18 protein-coding genes are annotated in these 19331 nt (G+C 35.8%); 12 read left to right on the top strand and 6 right to left on the bottom strand.

The annotated features are described in order from the left end of the window. Positions 1–84: 84 nt before the first annotated feature. Positions 85–1950: a M1 family metallopeptidase gene (locus SB679_RS21865; protein ID WP_410704416.1), complete on the top strand. Its 1866-nt coding sequence runs from the start codon at positions 85–87 to the stop codon at positions 1948–1950. Positions 1951–2031: 81 nt separating this feature from the next. Here SB679_RS21865 and SB679_RS21860 read toward each other — a convergent pair whose 3' ends face one another. The 6 genes from SB679_RS21860 to clpB form a co-directional block, all read right to left on the bottom strand. Continuing rightward, entirely contained in the window at positions 2032–3039 is a 1008-nt protein-coding gene (locus SB679_RS21860; protein ID WP_410704415.1) for a zinc metalloprotease, read from the bottom strand. Between the two features lie 314 nt (positions 3040–3353). After that, on the bottom strand, positions 3354–3992 hold the full coding sequence (locus SB679_RS21855) for a response regulator (protein WP_410704414.1): 639 nt from the start codon (positions 3990–3992) through the stop codon (positions 3354–3356). Continuing rightward, the gene (locus SB679_RS21850; protein ID WP_410704413.1) at positions 3989–4774 is read right to left on the bottom strand and encodes a sensor histidine kinase; all 786 of its coding nucleotides are present in this window, start codon (positions 4772–4774) and stop codon (positions 3989–3991) included. The genes SB679_RS21855 and SB679_RS21850 overlap by 4 nt, the downstream gene beginning before the upstream one ends. Next, on the bottom strand, positions 4753–5397 hold the full coding sequence (locus tag SB679_RS21845) for a hypothetical protein (RefSeq protein ID WP_410704412.1): 645 nt from the start codon (positions 5395–5397) through the stop codon (positions 4753–4755). Before SB679_RS21845 ends, SB679_RS21850 begins: the two co-directional genes overlap by 22 nt. Before the next feature lie 21 nt (positions 5398–5418). Beyond that, positions 5419–5985 carry a hypothetical protein gene (locus SB679_RS21840; protein ID WP_410704411.1) on the bottom strand — a complete coding sequence of 189 codons (567 nt, stop codon included), beginning with the start codon at positions 5983–5985 and terminating at the stop codon, positions 5419–5421. Between the two features lie 542 nt (positions 5986–6527). Further along, complete coding sequence (clpB, locus tag SB679_RS21835; protein WP_410704410.1) at positions 6528–9122, bottom strand: ATP-dependent chaperone ClpB; 2595 nt, start codon at positions 9120–9122, stop codon at positions 6528–6530. Between the two features lie 529 nt (positions 9123–9651). On the opposite strand from clpB, the gene SB679_RS21830 reads away from it, so the two are divergent. The 11 genes from SB679_RS21830 (at position 9652) to SB679_RS21780 (ending at position 19242) form a co-directional block, all read left to right on the top strand. Then, on the top strand, positions 9652–10230 hold the full coding sequence (locus SB679_RS21830; protein ID WP_410704409.1) for a TetR/AcrR family transcriptional regulator: 579 nt from the start codon (positions 9652–9654) through the stop codon (positions 10228–10230). Between the two features lie 412 nt (positions 10231–10642). Beyond that, positions 10643–11962, top strand: coding sequence for a phenylacetate--CoA ligase family protein (locus SB679_RS21825; RefSeq protein ID WP_410704408.1), 1320 nt, complete (start codon positions 10643–10645; stop codon positions 11960–11962). Beyond that, positions 11959–13044 (top strand): 2Fe-2S iron-sulfur cluster-binding protein, encoded by a 1086-nt coding sequence (locus tag SB679_RS21820; RefSeq protein ID WP_410704407.1) that lies wholly within the window; start codon positions 11959–11961, stop codon positions 13042–13044. Before SB679_RS21825 ends, SB679_RS21820 begins: the two co-directional genes overlap by 4 nt. Before the next feature lie 74 nt (positions 13045–13118). After that, entirely contained in the window at positions 13119–14057 is a 939-nt protein-coding gene (gene paaA / locus SB679_RS21815) for a 1,2-phenylacetyl-CoA epoxidase subunit PaaA (RefSeq protein ID WP_410704406.1), read from the top strand. Position 14058: 1 nt separating this feature from the next. Next, the gene (locus tag SB679_RS21810) at positions 14059–14781 is read left to right on the top strand and encodes a hypothetical protein (RefSeq protein WP_410704405.1); all 723 of its coding nucleotides are present in this window, start codon (positions 14059–14061) and stop codon (positions 14779–14781) included. Between the two features lie 31 nt (positions 14782–14812). Further along, the gene (gene paaB / locus SB679_RS21805) at positions 14813–15094 is read left to right on the top strand and encodes a 1,2-phenylacetyl-CoA epoxidase subunit PaaB (protein ID WP_039364405.1); all 282 of its coding nucleotides are present in this window, start codon (positions 14813–14815) and stop codon (positions 15092–15094) included. 91 nt (positions 15095–15185) lie between these two features. Next, the gene (gene paaC / locus SB679_RS21800) at positions 15186–15935 is read left to right on the top strand and encodes a 1,2-phenylacetyl-CoA epoxidase subunit PaaC (RefSeq protein ID WP_410704404.1); all 750 of its coding nucleotides are present in this window, start codon (positions 15186–15188) and stop codon (positions 15933–15935) included. Between the two features lie 12 nt (positions 15936–15947). Then, entirely contained in the window at positions 15948–16631 is a 684-nt protein-coding gene (locus SB679_RS21795; protein WP_410704403.1) for a hypothetical protein, read from the top strand. Next, positions 16624–17088 (top strand): 1,2-phenylacetyl-CoA epoxidase subunit PaaD, encoded by a 465-nt coding sequence (gene paaD, locus SB679_RS21790; RefSeq protein ID WP_410704402.1) that lies wholly within the window; start codon positions 16624–16626, stop codon positions 17086–17088. The genes SB679_RS21795 and paaD overlap by 8 nt, the downstream gene beginning before the upstream one ends. 90 nt (positions 17089–17178) lie before the next feature. Continuing rightward, on the top strand, positions 17179–17979 hold the full coding sequence (locus tag SB679_RS21785; protein ID WP_410704401.1) for an enoyl-CoA hydratase/isomerase family protein: 801 nt from the start codon (positions 17179–17181) through the stop codon (positions 17977–17979). A 132-nt stretch (positions 17980–18111) separates the two neighbouring features. Next, positions 18112–19242, top strand: coding sequence for a 3-hydroxyacyl-CoA dehydrogenase NAD-binding domain-containing protein (locus SB679_RS21780; RefSeq protein WP_410704400.1), 1131 nt, complete (start codon positions 18112–18114; stop codon positions 19240–19242). The last annotated feature ends 89 nt before the right edge of the window (positions 19243–19331 follow it).

Genomic DNA, 19331 nt, shown 5'->3' with positions numbered 1-19331 from the left:
ATAATATTAACTATTAACCGGATTAATTTGCTTTTCTCTGTCGCATTTTCCTTAATTTTGATGCTAATTTTTAAAATTGGAGATATGAAGAGAATTTTTTCCGGGTTTATGATGATTATTTCGCTGTATCAAGTTTCCGCTCAGGAACTGTATATGCCGCGAAACATTAAAAAAGCATATGAAAATGGAACGCGGGATGCATCCGGTGCACCCGGGAAAAACTACTGGCAAAACAAAGGAATTTATAATGTAGAGGTGAAAGTAGACGCTGCAACAAAAGTAGTTTCCGGAAAAGAAACTATTGTGTACAGCAATAACAGTCCGAATGACCTGAATGATCTGGCTATTCGCTTTGTCAACAATCTTCATAAACCGGAATCCCCAAGGTCTGGTTCTGTATCCAAAGATTTTTTGTCTTCAGGATTGCATATCAAATCATTTGCAGTGGATGGTAAAAAATATGACATCAATAGTGAGGACTGGGGAACGGTGGAAAAAGTAAAACTGCAAACTGTCTTAAAAGCAAAATCAAAAGCCCAGATTGCTATAGAATGGGAATATCCACTGTCTGTACAAAGCGGAAGAGAAGGACAGATTGATGCTGAAACCTTCTATGTGGCCTATTCATTCCCAAGAATCTCCGTATACGACGATTACAACGGTTGGGATATGTTGCCGCATTCAGACAGACAGGAATTTTATAATGATTTTAATGATTATAACTTTGAGATTACTGCTCCAAAAAATTATGTCGTTTGGGCTACCGGAGATTTCCTGAATCCTGATGCCGTATTGCAGCCTGAATATTTAAAAAGATACAAAGCTTCTTTAAAAAGCGACAAAGTAATGCATGTTGCTACCGAACACGAAATGAAATCCGGAAAGGTGACCAAGCAGAATAAACAGAATATCTGGAAATTTAAAGCTAATAATATCACCGACTTCTGCTTTGCATTAAGCAATCACTACGTGTGGGATGCTGCCAGTGTTCAGCTGAAAACAAAAAGAGCCAGTGTGCAGGCCGGATATAAAGCCGGAGCAAAAGATTTCGAGCATTATGTAGACTGGATGCGTTATAACCTGGATTGGTTTTCAAAAAACTGGCCGGGGGTAGAATATCCATATAATGTAATGACGGCTATTCAGGGATATGCCGATATGGAATATCCGATGATGATTAATGATAGCAGTATTCCCGATAATCTTCAGGATGCCAGACTGACGGCAGATCACGAAATTGCTCATACCTATTTCCCTTTTTATATGGGAATTAATGAAACACGATATGCCTTTATGGATGAAGGTTGGGCCACCACACTGGAATACCTTATCGGGATTGATGAAAACGGTGAAGCGCCGGCAAAAGAATTTTATCAGAACTTCAGGGTGAAAAAATGGATCAATGATCCATCTGCAGAACAGGATCAGCCGATTATTACGATGAGTACACAGGTAAGCGGAGCAGGATATGGGAACAATTCCTATGTGAAAGCATCTTTATCGTATTTAGCTTTAAAAGATTATTTAGGGGATGAGCTGTTTAAAAAAGCACTTCATCATTATATGGATAACTGGAACGGGAAACATCCGGTTCCATGGGATTATTTTAATTCAATGAATACAGGTTCCGGCAAAAACCTGAACTGGTTCTTCAATAATTGGTTTTATACCAATAATTATATTGATCTTAAGATTACAGGAACCGCTCAGCAAAATGATCTTCTTACGGTAAACATTGACAACGTAGGTGGTTTTGCAGTACCTTTTGATGCGACATTAACTTACGAAGATAGTACTACAGAAAAGCTTCATTTTTCTCCTTCTATTTGGGAAAAAGATCAGAAACAAACCGCTTTGACAATTCCTATCAAGAAAAAAGTAAAATCGATTAATCTGGATGGCGGTCTTTTTATGGACTACACTCCAGCTGACAATACAAAAGTTTTATAATTTCCATACTTACGAAAAGCAAACATCCTTTCTCAAAACCTGAGAAAGGATGTTTCATTATAAAAATAAAAAGGATATATTCTAAAGTACTCTTAGGCCTGCTCTTGAACCTGATGAAGCTACAACCGCCTGCATTCTTGTTTTCTGTCCGCTTGAGAACATAAACATGGCAGCATCATCTACATAATCCATAAAGTTCATAAACATTACCGATCTCTGAACCCCGCTGCAAGTATTGTATAATGGATAAGTTGGCTTTCCTACATTAGAAGTAGTCTGTGTTGGAGTATCAGCAACAAGGTCATTTCCGCAGTTAGCGTCTCCCCAGATGTGTCTTAGGTTTAAATAATGGCCCACTTCATGAGTGGCTGTTCTTCCTAAATTAAATGGAGAAGAAGTCCCTGTTTTTCCAAAAAATGGAGCTGCGATTACAACACCATCATTCCAAAGACCTGCAGACTCAGGAAAAGTGGCGTATCCTAAGGTTTCTCCCTGGCTGCTAGGCATGCTGCTTACTACCCAGATATTCAGATAATTGGTAGGATTGGTAGCATCAATACCACCTGTAGAAGCTTTTTTCATCGCATCATTGGTCGTCCAGCTTGTTTTAGTAGTAGATTTTCTTACCGTATTGGCTAATTTGAATCTTACTTTAACATCACCTGATTTTACCGTCTGAAATTCTGTAGGAATTTTGCTTACATCGGTATTTGTAGCTCCGTAATCAGCATTCAATACCGCAATTTGTTCTGTGATCCTTGCATCGGAAACGTTTTCTGCAGTGGTTCTGTATAATACATTCACTATGACAGGGATTTCAACGGTACCATCTGCAAGAACTTTTCCTAAAGAGATATCGTTTGCAAATTTTTCAGTACTAGCCTCTAAATCACTATACTTTTGTCGTAGCTCTGAACTGCTTTGCAGTGCCTGTTTTCTGATTTCTTCAGAAGGACAGCTTCTTTTATTCGCAAAACTGGTTGAAGATTCATTGCTTTTTCCCGGATCTTCGGTTTGATTAGATACATTATCATTGTTGCAAGATGATAGGAATCCTAAGGCAAGAATTCCGAATAGTAGTTTTTTCATTGTTTAAATATTATATTTTGTGGTGAGACGAAATTATATTATTTTCAATGAGTTTGCAAAATTTGAATTTTAATAAGTTGATAGGTTTAGCTGGATTTTTGAGACTAAATATTTATATTTTTGTTCGTTTTTATAGCTATTTTCTTTATTTATAGGGTTTTCTTTGATTTTTAACTTTTCATAATTTCCATGTTATCATACGTTGTTTGAATATAATTATGTAATGAAATTCGTTATTCATTGCATAATTAACAATTGTTAGGCAATTGACATCATTATGAGAAGATTTTTGATTTGAGTTTCGTTCAAATCATTTAGGCAAAACCATTCTTCATCGCAAATACAGCCAGTCCTACACGGGTTTTTAAATCCAATTTTTCACACAGCTGATCGCGGTAGCTTTCAACCGTTCTGGGGCTGCAGCACATGCGATCTGCGATTTCTTTATAGCTGAGCTCCGTAACCGTATAGGTCAGAAATTCTTTTTCGCGGTCGGAAATTCTTACTGTATTCTCAGCACCCTTTTCATTGTTGAGACTTGAAAGTATAATGCGTGTTGCCCATTCAGGATAGAAAAAGCCATCAGTATTTAATTTGGTAAGTGCTGTTTCGAGATCTTTCGGATGGGTGTTTTTCAGTAGGTATCCTTTTGCTCCGTTTTTGATCATTTTAATTACACTGTTGTCATCACCCTGCATGCTTAAAGCCATAATTTTGATGCCGGGATGATTTTTTGTAAGCCAGGCCGCTGTTTCGAAACCATTCATGATGGGCATACTGATGTCTAACAGGATGAAATCAGGGATCTGGCCATTGTTTTCAAGTTTATCGATGAGGTCCTGTCCGTTTTCACATACGTAGATCACTTCAAAATCGTTGAAATTACCAATAATTCCTTCCAGCGCTTTGGCAATAAGGATATGGTCATCAACAATAACTATTGTTTTTTTCATGGCTGTCTTTTTAAAATAATATTGAGCGTAGTTCCGATGTTTTTCTGGCTTATAAGACTGAAGTCAGCACCAATGATAGCCGCTCTGTTTTTCATATTGGTGAGGCCTATGCCGCTTGACCTTATGTCTGATGTATCAAACCCGACACCGTCATCCTTGATATTCAGTTCCCAAAGTGCATCATCGGACGTATTAAGGGTAATGAAAATATTTTTACAGTCTGCATGTTTGATGCTGTTCTGAATAAATTCCTGTGTGATCCTGAGCAGTACATTTTTATGAACAAAATCAAGATCCAGCTGTTTGAAATTATGTTCAAAACTTACCATACACTTTTTAAAAGTGTTGGTGTTATCCGCTTCTTCCTGAATTAAAGTTACAATTTCTTTTTGATTGATATTGTCATCGGTCAAAGTTTTCGAAAGGCTTCTGAGATCATGCAGAGACTGGTTGATGATCTGGGAAACCTGCTCAATCCTTTCACTTACTTCAGTGACTTTATTTTCATAGAGCAGCTGTTGGGTGTAGAGGCTTACAAGCGTCAGTTTCTGTCCTATATTATCGTGAAGCTCACGCCCGATCTGCTGCATGGTAGCTTGCTGAATTTCCAGCTGTGTAGCCAGAAGTTCCCTTTTATGGATCTCATTCTTTACTTCAATTTCATTGAGGTATTCTTTCTTGCGCTGTCTGTACTGTCTGATGTACACCATCACAGCGGCAACAAACAGCACAAAAAAGATATTGAACAAGATAATCGTTATTAAGAGTTCTGTTTTCCCCATATAAACGAAATTGTAAATAATAGATACATAATGATCCCTGAAATCAGAAAGTAACTGAAATAAATATTGAAAATTCCGCGATACTCCCTGATATAATCCAGAAATGTCCAGAATGGTAATGTTCCTATATAGAATAACGTTACCCCCAAATTGATATAAAACATTCTGTTTTTATTAAAATGAAGAATATCGGAAGAGTTGATCTGTTTATAATACTCCATCACTACCAGAATCATTAGTATGAGGCATCCCAGCGTATAATTTAAAGAAAACATGATCTTATCTGTTGAAATAAATTCACTGGGAATGAAAGATAATAGATAAATGAAAGATAATAAAGCAAAAAGCTTGGGTTTACCGAGAGATTTTGCAGCATACAGCCAATAAAAAAAGATAAACTGTACGGGGATTACAAAATAATTGTAAAAAGCAGCTTTATTATACTTTAAAAAATGGTCTCCCCATTTTCCTACACATTCGCATAGAAAAATGAAGATCAGAAAAAACACAAAATATTTCCAATATTGATTTTTTAAACGATTATAGTATAAAACGGATGTTAAAGCAGCAAGTCCTTCGATCCAGAGCATACTTTCACTTAAAATTGTTTGGAACTCGGTCATTGTGTTATATCAATTCTTTAATTAAAATCTTTCTACTTTGCTGTTTGAAGGAGGGATAAGCTGACCATGGTTTTGAGCAATGGAAGAACCTCCCACACCTCCTCTTGCACTTAATGCCATAACATCTGCGTCCTTTTCAACTATATCTGTGTTGGAATAAGTAGCAGAATCCATCGGATTGAAGTCATAATTCAACATTTCACCGTTTTCATCTTCGATCTTCAACGTAGGAATCATTACTAACGTGTGTTTTCCTGCATATTCCTGTACAATCGGCTGATCTGCCATCTGATCCCAGTCTTCAATTCTCGGGTAGGCTGCGTAATGAAATCTTACCCCTAAATTGCTTTCTGTTATAGCCGTATCTACTTTTTGAGTTTCAGCTTCTATATCGGCGATGAATTTTTTTAAAGTAGGTAAATCAAACCAGATAGAATGCGCATCATCGATATTCATTGCATCATTGATTACATTGAGCTGACGAATACGGTAATTGTCTATTAAACCTTGGATAAACGGAGTGAGCATCGTATTAGGAGCTGTCGGTAAATCATTGTTTTCAGAATTAGAAGTAGAGTCTGTTGTCATAATATTAGTGTTTAAGATAAAATGTCAGTTAGTAACGCAAATTTCGCAAAAAATACGCGGTAAGCGATAGGTGTTTTTCCTGTTTATTATCCGTGTTTTCACGGATTGTATTTTGGGTGTTAAAAGTATAAAGTATTATTGACTTTTTAAAAAGAAAATGAGTGCTTCACTATATTTTCTGATGCTTCCTGAAAAAACATAAAAAAAGCGGCAAAAAATTAATTTCGCCGCTCTTATCATAGAATCTTTTTTAGATGCAAGGATACTTTTTAGGATCCTTACAGAGGGTGCCATTACTGCAGCAAAGCCCCGAAGGGCATGAACCGTCAAGAGCACAATAAATAGGTGCCGGACCTGCTCCAATAATTTCCTTCAATTCGTTTCTTTTTAATTTTTTCATAATATTTACTTGTTTTGATTAATGGTGTTTGGTTATTGTAAATGTATGAATAAGAATTGTAATCATTCAGGTCCAAAAAATAAGTGGCGCAGACCTGATCTGCGCCACTTACTACAAAAATAATATATATGAAAAAAACTATTTATTGTTCTGCAGGTCGGAATACCAACCCTGTTTCTTCAAAATAATCCAATGTGATTCGGTCTCCCTCATTTACTGTTCCTGCAAGAATCTCTCTGGACAATTTGTTCAATACTTCCTGTTGAATAACTCTTTTCAATGGTCTGGCTCCGAAAGCAGGATCATACCCTTTGTTCATTAAATAATCTACTGCATCCTGTGTAGCAGTCATAATAATATTTCTTTTGGCCAGCATATCATTGAATCCTCTCAATTGATACTGAACGATTTTTCCGATTTCTTTTTTTCTTAAAGGCTGGAAAAGAACGATCTCATCAATTCTGTTCAGGAATTCCGGACGTAAAGTCTGTTTCAGCAGATCAAAAACCTCATCTTTCGTTTTATCAACAATTTCATCCTGGTTTTCTTCCGTAATGTTTTCAAAATTCTCCTGAATCAGGTGTGATCCTAAATTCGAAGTCATAATGATGATCGAATTTTTAAAATTCACCACACGTCCCTTATTATCCGTAAGACGGCCGTCATCTAAAACCTGTAACAGCGTATTGAAAACATCAGGGTGTGCTTTTTCAATCTCATCCAGCAAGACTACAGAATAAGGTCTTCTTCGTACTGCTTCCGTTAATTGTCCTCCCTCATCATATCCTACATATCCCGGAGGAGCACCTACCAATCTTGAAACACTGTGACGTTCCTGATATTCACTCATATCAATTCTCGTCATATTGTTTTCATCATCAAATAAGAATTCCGCAAGTGCTTTTGCAAGCTCAGTTTTTCCGACACCTGTTGTTCCGAGGAAAAGGAATGAACCGATAGGTTTTTTCTCATCACTCAATCCCGCTCTGTTTCTTCTGATTGCATCTGCAACCGCTTGAATAGCTTCCTCCTGTCCTACAACTCTATGGTGAAGTGCCGTTTCCAGATGTAATAACTTTTCTCTTTCAGACTGCAGTAGCTTCGTAACAGGAATTCCTGTCCATTTTCCGATTACTTCTGAAATGTTGTCTGCGGTTACTTCCTCTTTAATCAATTCATTCTGATGGTTTTGCATTTCCAATTCAAGTTTCTGCAAAGCATCTTCCTTTTCTTTTATTTTTCCGTACTGAATTTCAGCAACTTTTGCGTAATCTCCTGCTCTTGAAGCTCTTTCTGCTTCCAGTTTCAGAGATTCAATATCTTTTTTGATCGATGTTAAATCCTCAGATTTCTGTTTTTCTTTCAGCCATTTAGCATTAATTTCATTTCTTTCTTCTGAAATTTTTGAAATGTCTTCTTTTAAATGGTCAATTTTGGTCTGGCTGCCTTCTCTTGAAATAGCGGCCAGCTCAATTTCCATCTGCATCAGCTTTCTGTCTAAAACATCCAGTTCTTCGGGTTTTGAATTGATCTCCATTCTTAATTTAGCAGACGCTTCATCAATAAGGTCAATCGCTTTATCCGGTAAAAACCGGTCTGAAATATATCGTTGAGACATTTCAACAGCCGCAATAATCGCTTCATCTTTGATTCTTACTTTGTGGTGAGCCTCATATTTATCTTTAATACCTCTAAGAATAGAAATTGCAGACTCAGTATCCGGTTCTTCCACCATTACTTTCTGGAAACGTCTTTCTAACGCTTTATCTTTTTCGAAATATTTCTGGTATTCATTCAATGTGGTGGCTCCGATCGCTCTTAATTCTCCTCTTGCCAAAGCAGGTTTCAGAATATTGGCAGCATCCATTGCCCCTTCACCTCCTCCAGCACCCACTAATGTGTGGATTTCGTCGATGAAAAGGATGATCTGCCCATCTGATTTAATCACTTCATTAACAACAGATTTTAATCGCTCTTCAAATTCACCCTTATATTTTGCTCCGGCAATCAGTGCACCCATATCCAATGAATACAACGTTTTATCCATTAGGTTTTCCGGAATATCCCCACTGATAATTCTGTGGGCAATTCCTTCTGCGATGGCAGTCTTACCCACCCCAGGTTCACCGATTAAGATCGGATTGTTTTTTGTTCTTCTTGAAAGAATCTGCAACACCCTTCTGATCTCTTCATCACGTCCGATTACGGGATCCAGTTTTCCTTCTGCGGCTAACTCGTTAAAGTTTTTAGCATATTTATTTAAAGACTGGTATGTTTCTTCCGAACTTGCAGAAGTAGCTTTGCTTCCTTTTCTTAATTCTTTAATTCCACCTTCCAAAAGACTTTTGGTTACACCCATATCTTTCAGCATTTTGGAAACTTCCGAACTGGTTTCTAAAAGAGATAACCATAAATGTTCAATCGTTACAAATTCATCGCCCATTTTTTTAGCGATATTGGGAGCGTCCAATAAAACTTTATTGGCAGTTTGTGAAAGATAAATGTTTCCTCCCTGTACTTTAGGAAGCTTTTCTAAATTTTCACGATTACGCTCTCTCACTAAATTAGCATCTGCTTCAGATTTTTTTAATAAGAAAGGCGATATATTTTCATCCACCTGAAAGATTCCTTCCAGAAGATGTTGAGGTTCTATACTTTGATTGCCTAATTCCATCGCAACCTGCTGTGCTGCCTGGATGGCTTCCTGTGATTTTACGGTATATTGGTTTAAGTTCATATTTTTATGATTTTGGTAAGGTTAAGTTCCGATTAATTTTTCTAAAAAACATCAAGAAATTAAATTTTAAGGCTCAATTTCTTAATGTTATCAATTATTTATCATTTAATTCGATTAGCTTATCGCAAAAAGTGTTCTATTGTTGAATTTATAAAAATTTGAGACAAAATTTCCGAATTATGTATTTTTAACGTAAAAACAGAAAGACAAAATTTCCGATTCGTAATTATTTGTAGTAAAATGATGGAAAAATCGTCATATCCTATAAAATGATAAAAGATTAATAGAGCTAATTTTGAAAACAACGCAGTAAAAATTCCCCTCTTTTGGAGGAGTGTCGAAAATTCATAGAATTTTTGACGGGGTGGTAAAAAAACAATAAGCTCCTACTTGATAAAACCTTTTATGATCCTTCTTAAAAGAAAATAAGCATAATAACGATAAATACCCTCCGCTCCGGCAGCGTTAAAAAATCATTTAGTCAAAACCAATATATTAAAATCAGAATAATTACTTTTGCATTTCACCGATGGAGTTAAAAGAAAAACAAAGAAAAATATTAGACGTTGCTGTAGAACTTTTCAAAGAGAAAGGGTATATGGGCAGTTCTGTAAGAGATCTGGCGACCAAACTGAACATTAAAGCAGCCTCTCTCTATGCGCACATACGTTCCAAAGAGGAAATTCTGGAATGGATTTGCTTTGGAATTGCACAGGAATTCTTTGTAGAACTTCAGACTGTAAAAAATACCCCTGTAAATCCAAAAGAAAAGCTGGACCTCTTTATTGATAAACACCTGTCTGTTGTTCTTAAAAACCGCGATGTTACTCATATCTATTCCAATGAATGGAGGCATTTGGAAGAAAGACTTCCCGAATTCATAGAATTGAGAAAACAATATCAGCTTGAGGTGGAAAAATTAATTTCTGAAATTTTCCAGGCTCAAGACTGGGAATTGAAGTCACCGACTTTTACCACCAGGTTTATCCTTCATACCTTAAATAATTCTTATTTCTGGTTCAAAAGAAATATAGATTCAACCAATGAAATCACCGATGAGATAAGAGATAAGATACTTTTTGGTCTATTAGGAAATCAAAAAAAATAAACAGCATCCTTGTCATTCTGACGAAGGAAAAATGTCAATAATTATAGTAGATATTCTTGTTGAGTGTTATCATTTCAACTAAATGAGAAATCTATATTCATTTTATATAAAATAGATTCTCCACTTCATTCCATTCAGAATTACAAACTGTATGGATATTCTTTAGCAGTATTTTGTCATTTCGACGAAAGGAGAAATCTATTAATTTTCTATATTAAAATAGATTCTTTACTCCACTTTGTTCCGTTCAGAATGACAAATTAAATGTAAAACTGATCCTAGTATAAACCCCAACCTTAATTTGAAATTTTATTTAGAATCATTCAAAATATGACGAAAATCATAAAAATTTTGTCAGGTGGTAAAATCTTTATAAATTTACACCTAACAAATGTTAGTTAGTTAGTTAGATATGGATTTTTCAGTTGAATACTTAAAGCTCGACCAATTGAGACAGCTTCAATCCGAGAGATTATCAGCTTTGGTAGAGTATCTTGGGGAGAGATCGGATTTTTATAAAGGAAAATTTAATGAAGCAGGAATATCACCTCAGGAGATAAGGTCAATTGAAGATATTTCAAAACTGCCGATTACCTATAAACAGGATTTGAGAGATAATTACCCGTTTGGTTTATTTACCGTTCCGAAAAATGAACTGCAGAGAATTCACTGTTCAAGTGGAACTACGGGAAGACCTACAGTAGTGGGGTATACCAAAGAAGATGTTGATCTCTTCAGTGAAGTGGTCGCAAGATCTTTATATGCAGCCGGTGCTAGAGCCGGAATGCAGCTGCACAATGCCTACGGATATGGAATTTTCACCGGGGGACTTGGACTTCATTACGGAGCTGAAAAATTAGGTATGAGCGTTCTTCCGATCTCAGGAGGAATGACCACAAGACAGGTGGATCTCATTATGGATTTCAAACCTGAAGTGATCTGCTGTTCTCCTTCCTATGCGCTTACCATTGCAGATGAATTCGCTAACAGAGGGATTTCTGCAGATGAAATAAGTTTAAAATATGCAGTGTTGGGTTCAGAGCCTTGGACGGAAATCATAAGACATCATATTGAAGAAAGATTAGGAGTTCACGCGACCAATATTTACGGTTTAAGTGAAATTATCGGTCCCGGAGTTTCTATGGAAGATTTTGAGGAAAAAGGGGGTTCTTACATCTGGGAAGATCATTTTTATCCTGAAATTTTAGATCCAATTACAAAACAACCGGTCCCTTTCGGGGAAGAAGGAGTGTTAGTGATCACCACGTTAACAAAGAGAGCTATGCCGCTTTTACGGTATTGGACCAATGATATTACCAGTCTTTATTATGATGACAATGCCAAGAGAAGCATGGTTAAAATGAAACCTATCCTCGGAAGAGCTGATGATATGCTGATTGTAAGAGGTGTAAATGTATATCCAAGCCAAATAGAAGAAGCTTTTTCTCATGTGAAAGGGGTTGTACCGAATTATTATCTGACTCCGATTGAAAAAGAACAGATGTGTGTAGCGCTGGATATTGACATAGAAATTGATGATGATTTTGTAAAAGAAGCCCAGCAGGTAATAAATACCGATGATTATACTATTTTTGTCGGGAACTTTGGAAAAAGTATAGAAAACGAAATAAAAAAACGGGTAGGAATCACCACGAAAGTGAAAATTCATGCCCAGGACAGTTTGCCTAAGTGCGAAGGTGGAAAAATTAATAGAATACTAAAGAAAAAATGAATTCATTTTATAAACTAAAAACGGTAAAAGTTCAGAAAGATACCAACGATGCAGTGAATGTAGCGGTAGAAATTCCTGAAGAACTGAAAGATAAATTCAGATTCAAACAGGGACAGTATCTTAACTTCCGGATGATGATCAACGGAAATGAAGAGAGACGTTCTTACTCTATCTGTAATGCGCCAAGCGAAAAAAGCAACACGCTTGAAGTATTGGTGAAATTACTGGAAGGCGGAACGGTTTCAGGATATTTCAATGAACATCTTCATATGGATGAAGTATTGGAAGTAATGCCTCCTATGGGAGGTTTCAATACATCTTATCATCCCTCCAACACGAAAACCTATATCGGTTTGGCGGCAGGAAGTGGAATCAGTCCGATTTTATCCAATATCAAAGAAAGCCTTTACCAGGAACCTAACAGTAATGCGTATCTGTTCTATAGTAACAGAAGCATGAACCATATTATGAAGAAAGCTGAAATTGAAAAGCTGGTAGAGCATTTCAAGGGAAGACTGAAAGTGGTTTATCTGGTAAGCCGTGAAAAACATGAAGACCCTATTTTTGAAGGAAGAATTTCTCCGGAAAAACTGGATCATTTATTTGAAAGATATGCTGATATCGACGTAAAGGAAGCCACTTATTTCATCTGTGGACCTGCGGAAATGATCAAAGGCATCGCCGATTATTTAAAGAAAGATAAAAAAGTACCTGCTATTCAGGTTTTATTTGAATATTTCACGGCTCCTGACGAAGAGAACTCTGCAGAAATGAGTGATGAATTCAAAGCGATTGCCAATATTGAAAGTATGGTAACGGTAATCATCGATGATGATGAATATTCATTCCACCTTAATTCTAAAAAAGAGAGTATCTTAGATAAAGCATTGAAAGACAATCTTCCTGTGCCTTTTGCTTGTAAAGGAGGAGTTTGTTGTACGTGTAAGGCCGAAGTATTAGAAGGAGAAGTTTTCATGGAAAAAAACTTTGCGCTTACCGAAGACGAGGTAGCAAGAGGATTTGTTCTTACTTGCCAATGTCACCCGACAACCAATGTGGTGATGCTTAATTATGATGTTTAATTGTATTAACGATTTAATGTAAAATGTATTCATGAATACGTAAATACTTTTTACATTTTACAAAAAACAAAGATATGGACTTAGAAAAATTTGTTCAATACGTACACGAAGAAAATAAAGTAGAACCAAAAGATGTAATGCCTGATGATTACAGAAAATTATTGGTTCGTCAGATTTCACAGCACGCCCATTCCGAGATTGTAGGGATGCTGCCGGAAGCCAATTGGATTTCCAGAGCCCCTTCATTAAGAAGAAAAATGGCATTACTGGCAAAAGTTCAGGATGAAGCAGGACATGGTTTATACCTGTATTCTGCCACTGAAACCTTAGGAAACGGAACTATCAGAGCAGATAGAGATGCGACTTATGAAGATATGCTGGAAGGAAAGGCGAAATACTCAAGTATTTTCAACTATCCAACGTTGAGCTGGGCGGATATCGGAGCAATCGGCTGGCTGGTAGATGGCGCTGCCATTATGAATCAGGTAATGTTGATGGGGAACTCTTACGGTCCTTACTCCAGAGCAATGGTGAAAATCTGTAAAGAAGAATCTTTCCATCAAAGACAAGGGTATGAAATCCTGATGGCGCTTTGCCGTGGTACAAAACAACAGAAAGAAATGGCTCAGGCTTCTCTAAACCGTTTCTGGTGGCCGGCTCTAATGATGTTTGGTCCGAATGACGACAGTTCACCCAACTCTAAAATCTCTATGAATTATAGAGTAAAGCGTGAAAGTAACGACAGTCTTCGTCAGAGATTTATTGACGTTACGGTTTCTCAGGCTGAATTCTTAGGATTAACAATTCCTGACAAGGATCTGAAATGGAATGAGGAAAGACAGCATTATGATTTCGGAGAACTTCCATGGGATGAATTCATGACTATCTTAAAAGGAAACGGACCTTGCAACAAGAAAAGATTACAGACAAAAGTAAAGGCGCAGCAAGAAAACCTTTGGGTGAAAGAAGCGGCTGCAGCTTTTGCAGAAAAACAGGAAAAGGAAGTAATTTAAATTGGAAATAGATAATCATACTCAAGTTACAGGGCTAAAAATACTTATTCAAAGTATCCCATACATAGGAACTCCGCTAAATGAAATTTTGTTTGAACATAGAGGGAGAATCAAACAGGAACGTTTAAATAAATTCGTTCAAAATCTTAAAGATTACCTTGAGACCGTTAGTGAGAGTTCAATTAATGAATCATATATAAACAGCGAAGAGTTTGGGGATATATTTGAAAGTATTATTGAAAAAGTGGGAAGGACTCAGAATGAAGAAAAGTTAAAAAGATTTAGGCAAATACTAATAAAACAAATCTCAGTTCCTGAAAAGCGCGAATATATTGAATCATTTTTAGACGTAGTGTCAAAAATTACGGATAAGCAATTTGAAATACTAATTAAGCAAAGCGAATATGCTAAACAATATATAGAGCTATCTGAAAAGATTGATGAGATTATTCAATTTCAAATCAATAAAGGAGGTTTTGCAGAGCATATTCATTCTTATGAAAAAAAAGAATTTGAAAATAAAAGAGAAAACTTATTTAAAAATTTTCAATGTCCTGAAAACTATAATCTTGAAAAAAAAGAATATTTATTTTTAATTCAAGATTTAATTTCAAAATCACTTTTGTATGATGCAGGTATGGGTGGAATAGAAGTAAAACCTTTTGATATTGTCTTAATTACGGATTATGGATTTTCGTTTGTTAAATATGTATCAGAAAATTAAATTAAAAGCTTAAAATAAATATAATTTGACTATGGCAAATTTAGATATGTGGGAAGTGTTTATTCAGACTAAACCGGGATTATCTCACAAACACGTTGGAATTGTACAGGCGCCAACCGCAGAAATGGCTTTGCAGAATGCAAGAGACGTATATACTAGAAGAAAAGAAGGAACCTCTGTTTGGGTAGTTCCAAGTAAATATATTGTGACTTCAGAAGGAGTAGACAAAGAAGCATTCTTTGATCCGGCAGATGATAAATTATATCGTCACCCGACTTTTTATGACATTCCGAATGATGTAAAAAACATGTAATTAATAAAGACTTTAAGATGGGAGATATCAGATACCAGACCCAATGTCTGCATCTGAAATCTAATGTCTGAAATCTGAAATCTATTAAACAATGAATTCATTATATAATTATTTATTAAAACTAGCGGACGACAGTTTCATTATGGGACAAAGATTGTCTGCGTGGTGCGGTGAAGGTCCTTATCTGGAGGAAGATATTGCATTGACAAATATCGCATTGGACGAACTTGGACAGGCCAATAACTTCTATGTTTATGCTTCAAGAGTTGCCGATAACGGTAAAAGTGAGGATGATTTGGCATTTCTAAGATATGAACACGAATATCTGAATGCGCATTTAACCGAACTTCCGAATGAAGATTACGCACAGACCATTCTTAAAGTATATGTTTTCTCTGTCTATCAGAAATTGATGTATGAAGCATTATCAAATTCTGCTGATGAAGAACTTTCTGCTCTAGCACAGAAGTCTTTGAAAGAAGTTAGGTATCATTATACCCATGCTTCTTCATGGATGAAAATTTTTGCACAGGGAACAGAAGAAAGTAAAACCCGTTTAGTAAAAGCAATCGAAAATGTTTGGGAATATACTAAAGGATTATTCGCAAAAGTGGAAGGAGAAGATGATTTAATTGCTTTAAATATCACTCCGAATGTGGATGAATTATACAACCAGTTTATCTCCATTACAGAAAAAGATTTCGCAGATTTTGGATTAGAATATCCGAAAGACCATTTCATGCAGCCTAAATCAAGAACAGGATATCATACAGAATATTTCGGATTTATGCTTTGTGAATTACAATATATGCAGAGAGCGTATCCGGGATGTACATGGTAGCATAAAATTTATATGAAGAATTTTATAATTTTTTTATTGTTTAGTTTAACTGTAATATCTTGTGAAAAGAAACAAGAGAGAGTTAAAATAATCAAGAACATTACAGATGTTGATGAGATGTTTCAATTAAAAAACTATAAGACTCAGGTTAGAATAAAAGTCAATGATTCTATAGATCGTGTAACAGCTCATTTAGATAATTTGACTTTAACAGGTAACTTTAGCACTAAAATGGATAGTAAAACTGGAATCTGGACTGTAACAAATAGTACGAATTCCAAAATAATTCAGATCGATTATTTAGTTTTTAGTAAAAATGATATCTTCAAAAATCAGGTTATTTTTAAAGAACATAATAAAATTGATTCTTCTGTAAGTAAATTTTATGTGCTAAAAGATAAAAATCTCAACAAACTTATATTATATTTTTTCTCACCTAAAATGAAAGATATGCTTTCAAATAATACAAAGGTTGCATACAGAATATATAGAGGATCAAAAAAAATTAAAACAGATTCGATCGTTTACAAAAACATCAAAAACGGAAAATACTTTGCCTATATTAAATATGACTTTAAGAAAGGTGATAAAATAAAAGGATATTTTAGTGATTTTGCACTGTTAAAAAATCCAAAGAGTAAGGATAGTCTTCTTGTAGGAGATAATACAATATATTTTAGAGAAAAAATTGAATAATTTATTAAACATACTATCTCAGATCCCCGATCCGGAAATTCCGGTAATCAATATCGTGGAATTAGGCATTGTAAGAGCGGCTAAGGTTACCAGCGAGAATGCTTGTGAAGTAATAATTACGCCCACTTATTCTGCCTGTCCTGCTATGTTTACCATTGAGGAAGATATCATTAAAATGATGAAGGAAAACGGCTGGGATGCAAAAGTGGTCACCAAAATGTTTCCAATATGGACGACAGACTGGCTGACAGATGAAGCAAGAGAAAAACTCCGTGTGTACGGAATTACACCTCCCGAAAAAGGAGCCGACGAACATCACATCGGGAAACCTAAAAAATGTCCGCGTTGTGGATCGATGCATTCGAAACAGATCAGTAGATTCGGGTCTACCTTATGCAAAGCTTCCTATCAGTGTTTAGATTGTTTGGAGCCTTTTGACTATTTTAAGTGCCATTAAAATGAGGCATTGTTACGTGATTTAATATTGTTAAATTAGAGCAGTGTAATTTTTTAATTCTTTAATCATTTAATTTTTAAATTTAAAACCATGTATACACAACTTGATATTGAAACGCATTTTGACGGAAAACTTAAAATTGCTTACCTCAACCAACCGGAAACAATGAATGCGCTTACAAAGCCTTCTTTAGGAGATTTGAAAGATTTTATTAGAGAATGCAACGAAGATGATACCGTAAGATGTGTGGCTATTTCCGGAAGAGGAAGAGCATTCTGCTCTGGCCAAAATCTGGATGATGCTTTTGTACAGGGAAATGAACACCATGATAACGACATCATCAGAAAAATTGTAGTAGATTATTATAATCCTTTGGTTACGGAGATCACACACTGCAAAAAACCGGTTGTTGCCTTGGTAAATGGTCCAGCAGTAGGAGCTGGTGCTATGTTGGCATTAATCTGTGACTTCGTTTTAGCAGTTGATAAGTCATATTTTGCTCAGGCATTTTCTAATATAGGATTGATTCCTGATACAGGAGGAACATACTTCTTACCAAAATTATTGGGCAGACAATTGGCAAATTATTTAGCTTTCACAGGTAAAAAATTATCCGCTGAAGAAGCAAAATCTTATGGTTTAGTTGCAGAAGTTTTCAATGAAGAAGAATTTGCTCCAAAATCTATGGAAATTCTTGAAAGAATGTCAAATATGCCGACTGTTGCTATAAAGTTAACTAAAAAAGCTTTTGCCCATTCATACAACAATACGTTGAAAGAACAGCTTGAATTAGAAGGTGATCTACAGCAGGAAGCTGCTCAGACAGAAGATTTCAAAGAAGGAGTGAATGCCTTTTTACAAAAAAGAAAACCTGATTATAAAGGAAAATAATTCGTAGTAAAGTATTCATGTAAGATGTATTCATGATTCTGCTGCTGATTTTTAAAAACTAATGATCAAAAAGCAAATCTGTTTTTAGCATGTACATGAATACTTTTTACATAATACATTGTACAAATAAAAATGAATATCGGAATTATTGGTGCAGGAACTATGGGCGTAGGAATTGCTCAGGTGGCTGCAACAGCGGGATGTAAAGTCGTTATATACGATGCACAGACACCGCAAATAGATAAAGCACTTTCAGGCCTGGAGAAAACCCTTCAGAAATTAGTTGAAAAAGCTAAAATTTCTCAGGAAAAAGCCACCGAAATCAGAAACAATATCACGAAAGGCGAGACGTTACAGGATCTAAAAGATTCTGATCTTGTGATTGAAGCGATTATTGAAAATAAAGAAATTAAGACAAAAGTCTTTACAGAATTAGAAGAATATGTTTCTGAGAACTGTATCATCGCTTCTAATACCTCATCCATTTCTATTACTTCCTTAGGGGCAGAATTAAAGAAACCGGGGCGTTTCATCGGAATTCATTTTTTCAATCCGGCACCGTTAATGCCCTTAGTTGAGGTAATTCCATCTTTACTGACAGAAAAGTCTTTAGCAGAAAAAATGTACACCCTCATGAAAGATTGGGGTAAACTTCCCGTGATTGCCAAGGATATTCCCGGATTTATTGTTAACAGAATTGCCCGCCCATACTACGGTGAGGGATTAAGAATCGTTGAGGAAAATATAGCAACTCCGGAACAGGTGGATGATGCTATGAAAACACTGGGTAACTTCAAAATGGGTCCTTTTGAATTAATGGATCTCATTGGTGTAGATGTGAATTTCTCTGTAACAACTACCGTTTATAAAGATTATTTTTACGATCCTAAATATAAACCATCTTTACTGCAGCAGCGTATATCCGAAGCAAAACTTCATGGGAGGAAAACCGGAAAAGGCTTCTACGATTATACAGAAGGTGCTGAAAAGCCGATTCCTCAAAAGGATGAAACTTTATATCAGCAGATTTTCTTAAGAATTATTTCCATGTTGATCAATGAAGCTGTTGAAGCAAAAAGACTGGGAGTTGCCAATGATGAAGACCTGGAACTGGCAATGCAGAAAGGAGTAAACTATCCAAAAGGATTATTAAGCTGGGGAAAAGAAATCGGATATGCAAAAATCTCTGAAACCCTGCAAAACCTTTACGAAGAATATCAGGAAGAAAGATACAGGCAAAGCCCTTTACTTCGTAAAATGTAACAATATACTAATCTAACAATGTAGCAATCTTACTGTCATTCTGAGGAAAACGAAGAATCTCAATTGGTAAAGAGTTACAATGTTAAATT

It is taken from the genome of Chryseobacterium sp. SIMBA_029 (assembly GCF_046535275.1).
In the GTDB taxonomy this organism is placed as follows: Bacteria; Bacteroidota; Bacteroidia; order Flavobacteriales; family Weeksellaceae; genus Chryseobacterium.
This window is presented reverse-complemented; position numbering and strand designations above follow the sequence as displayed.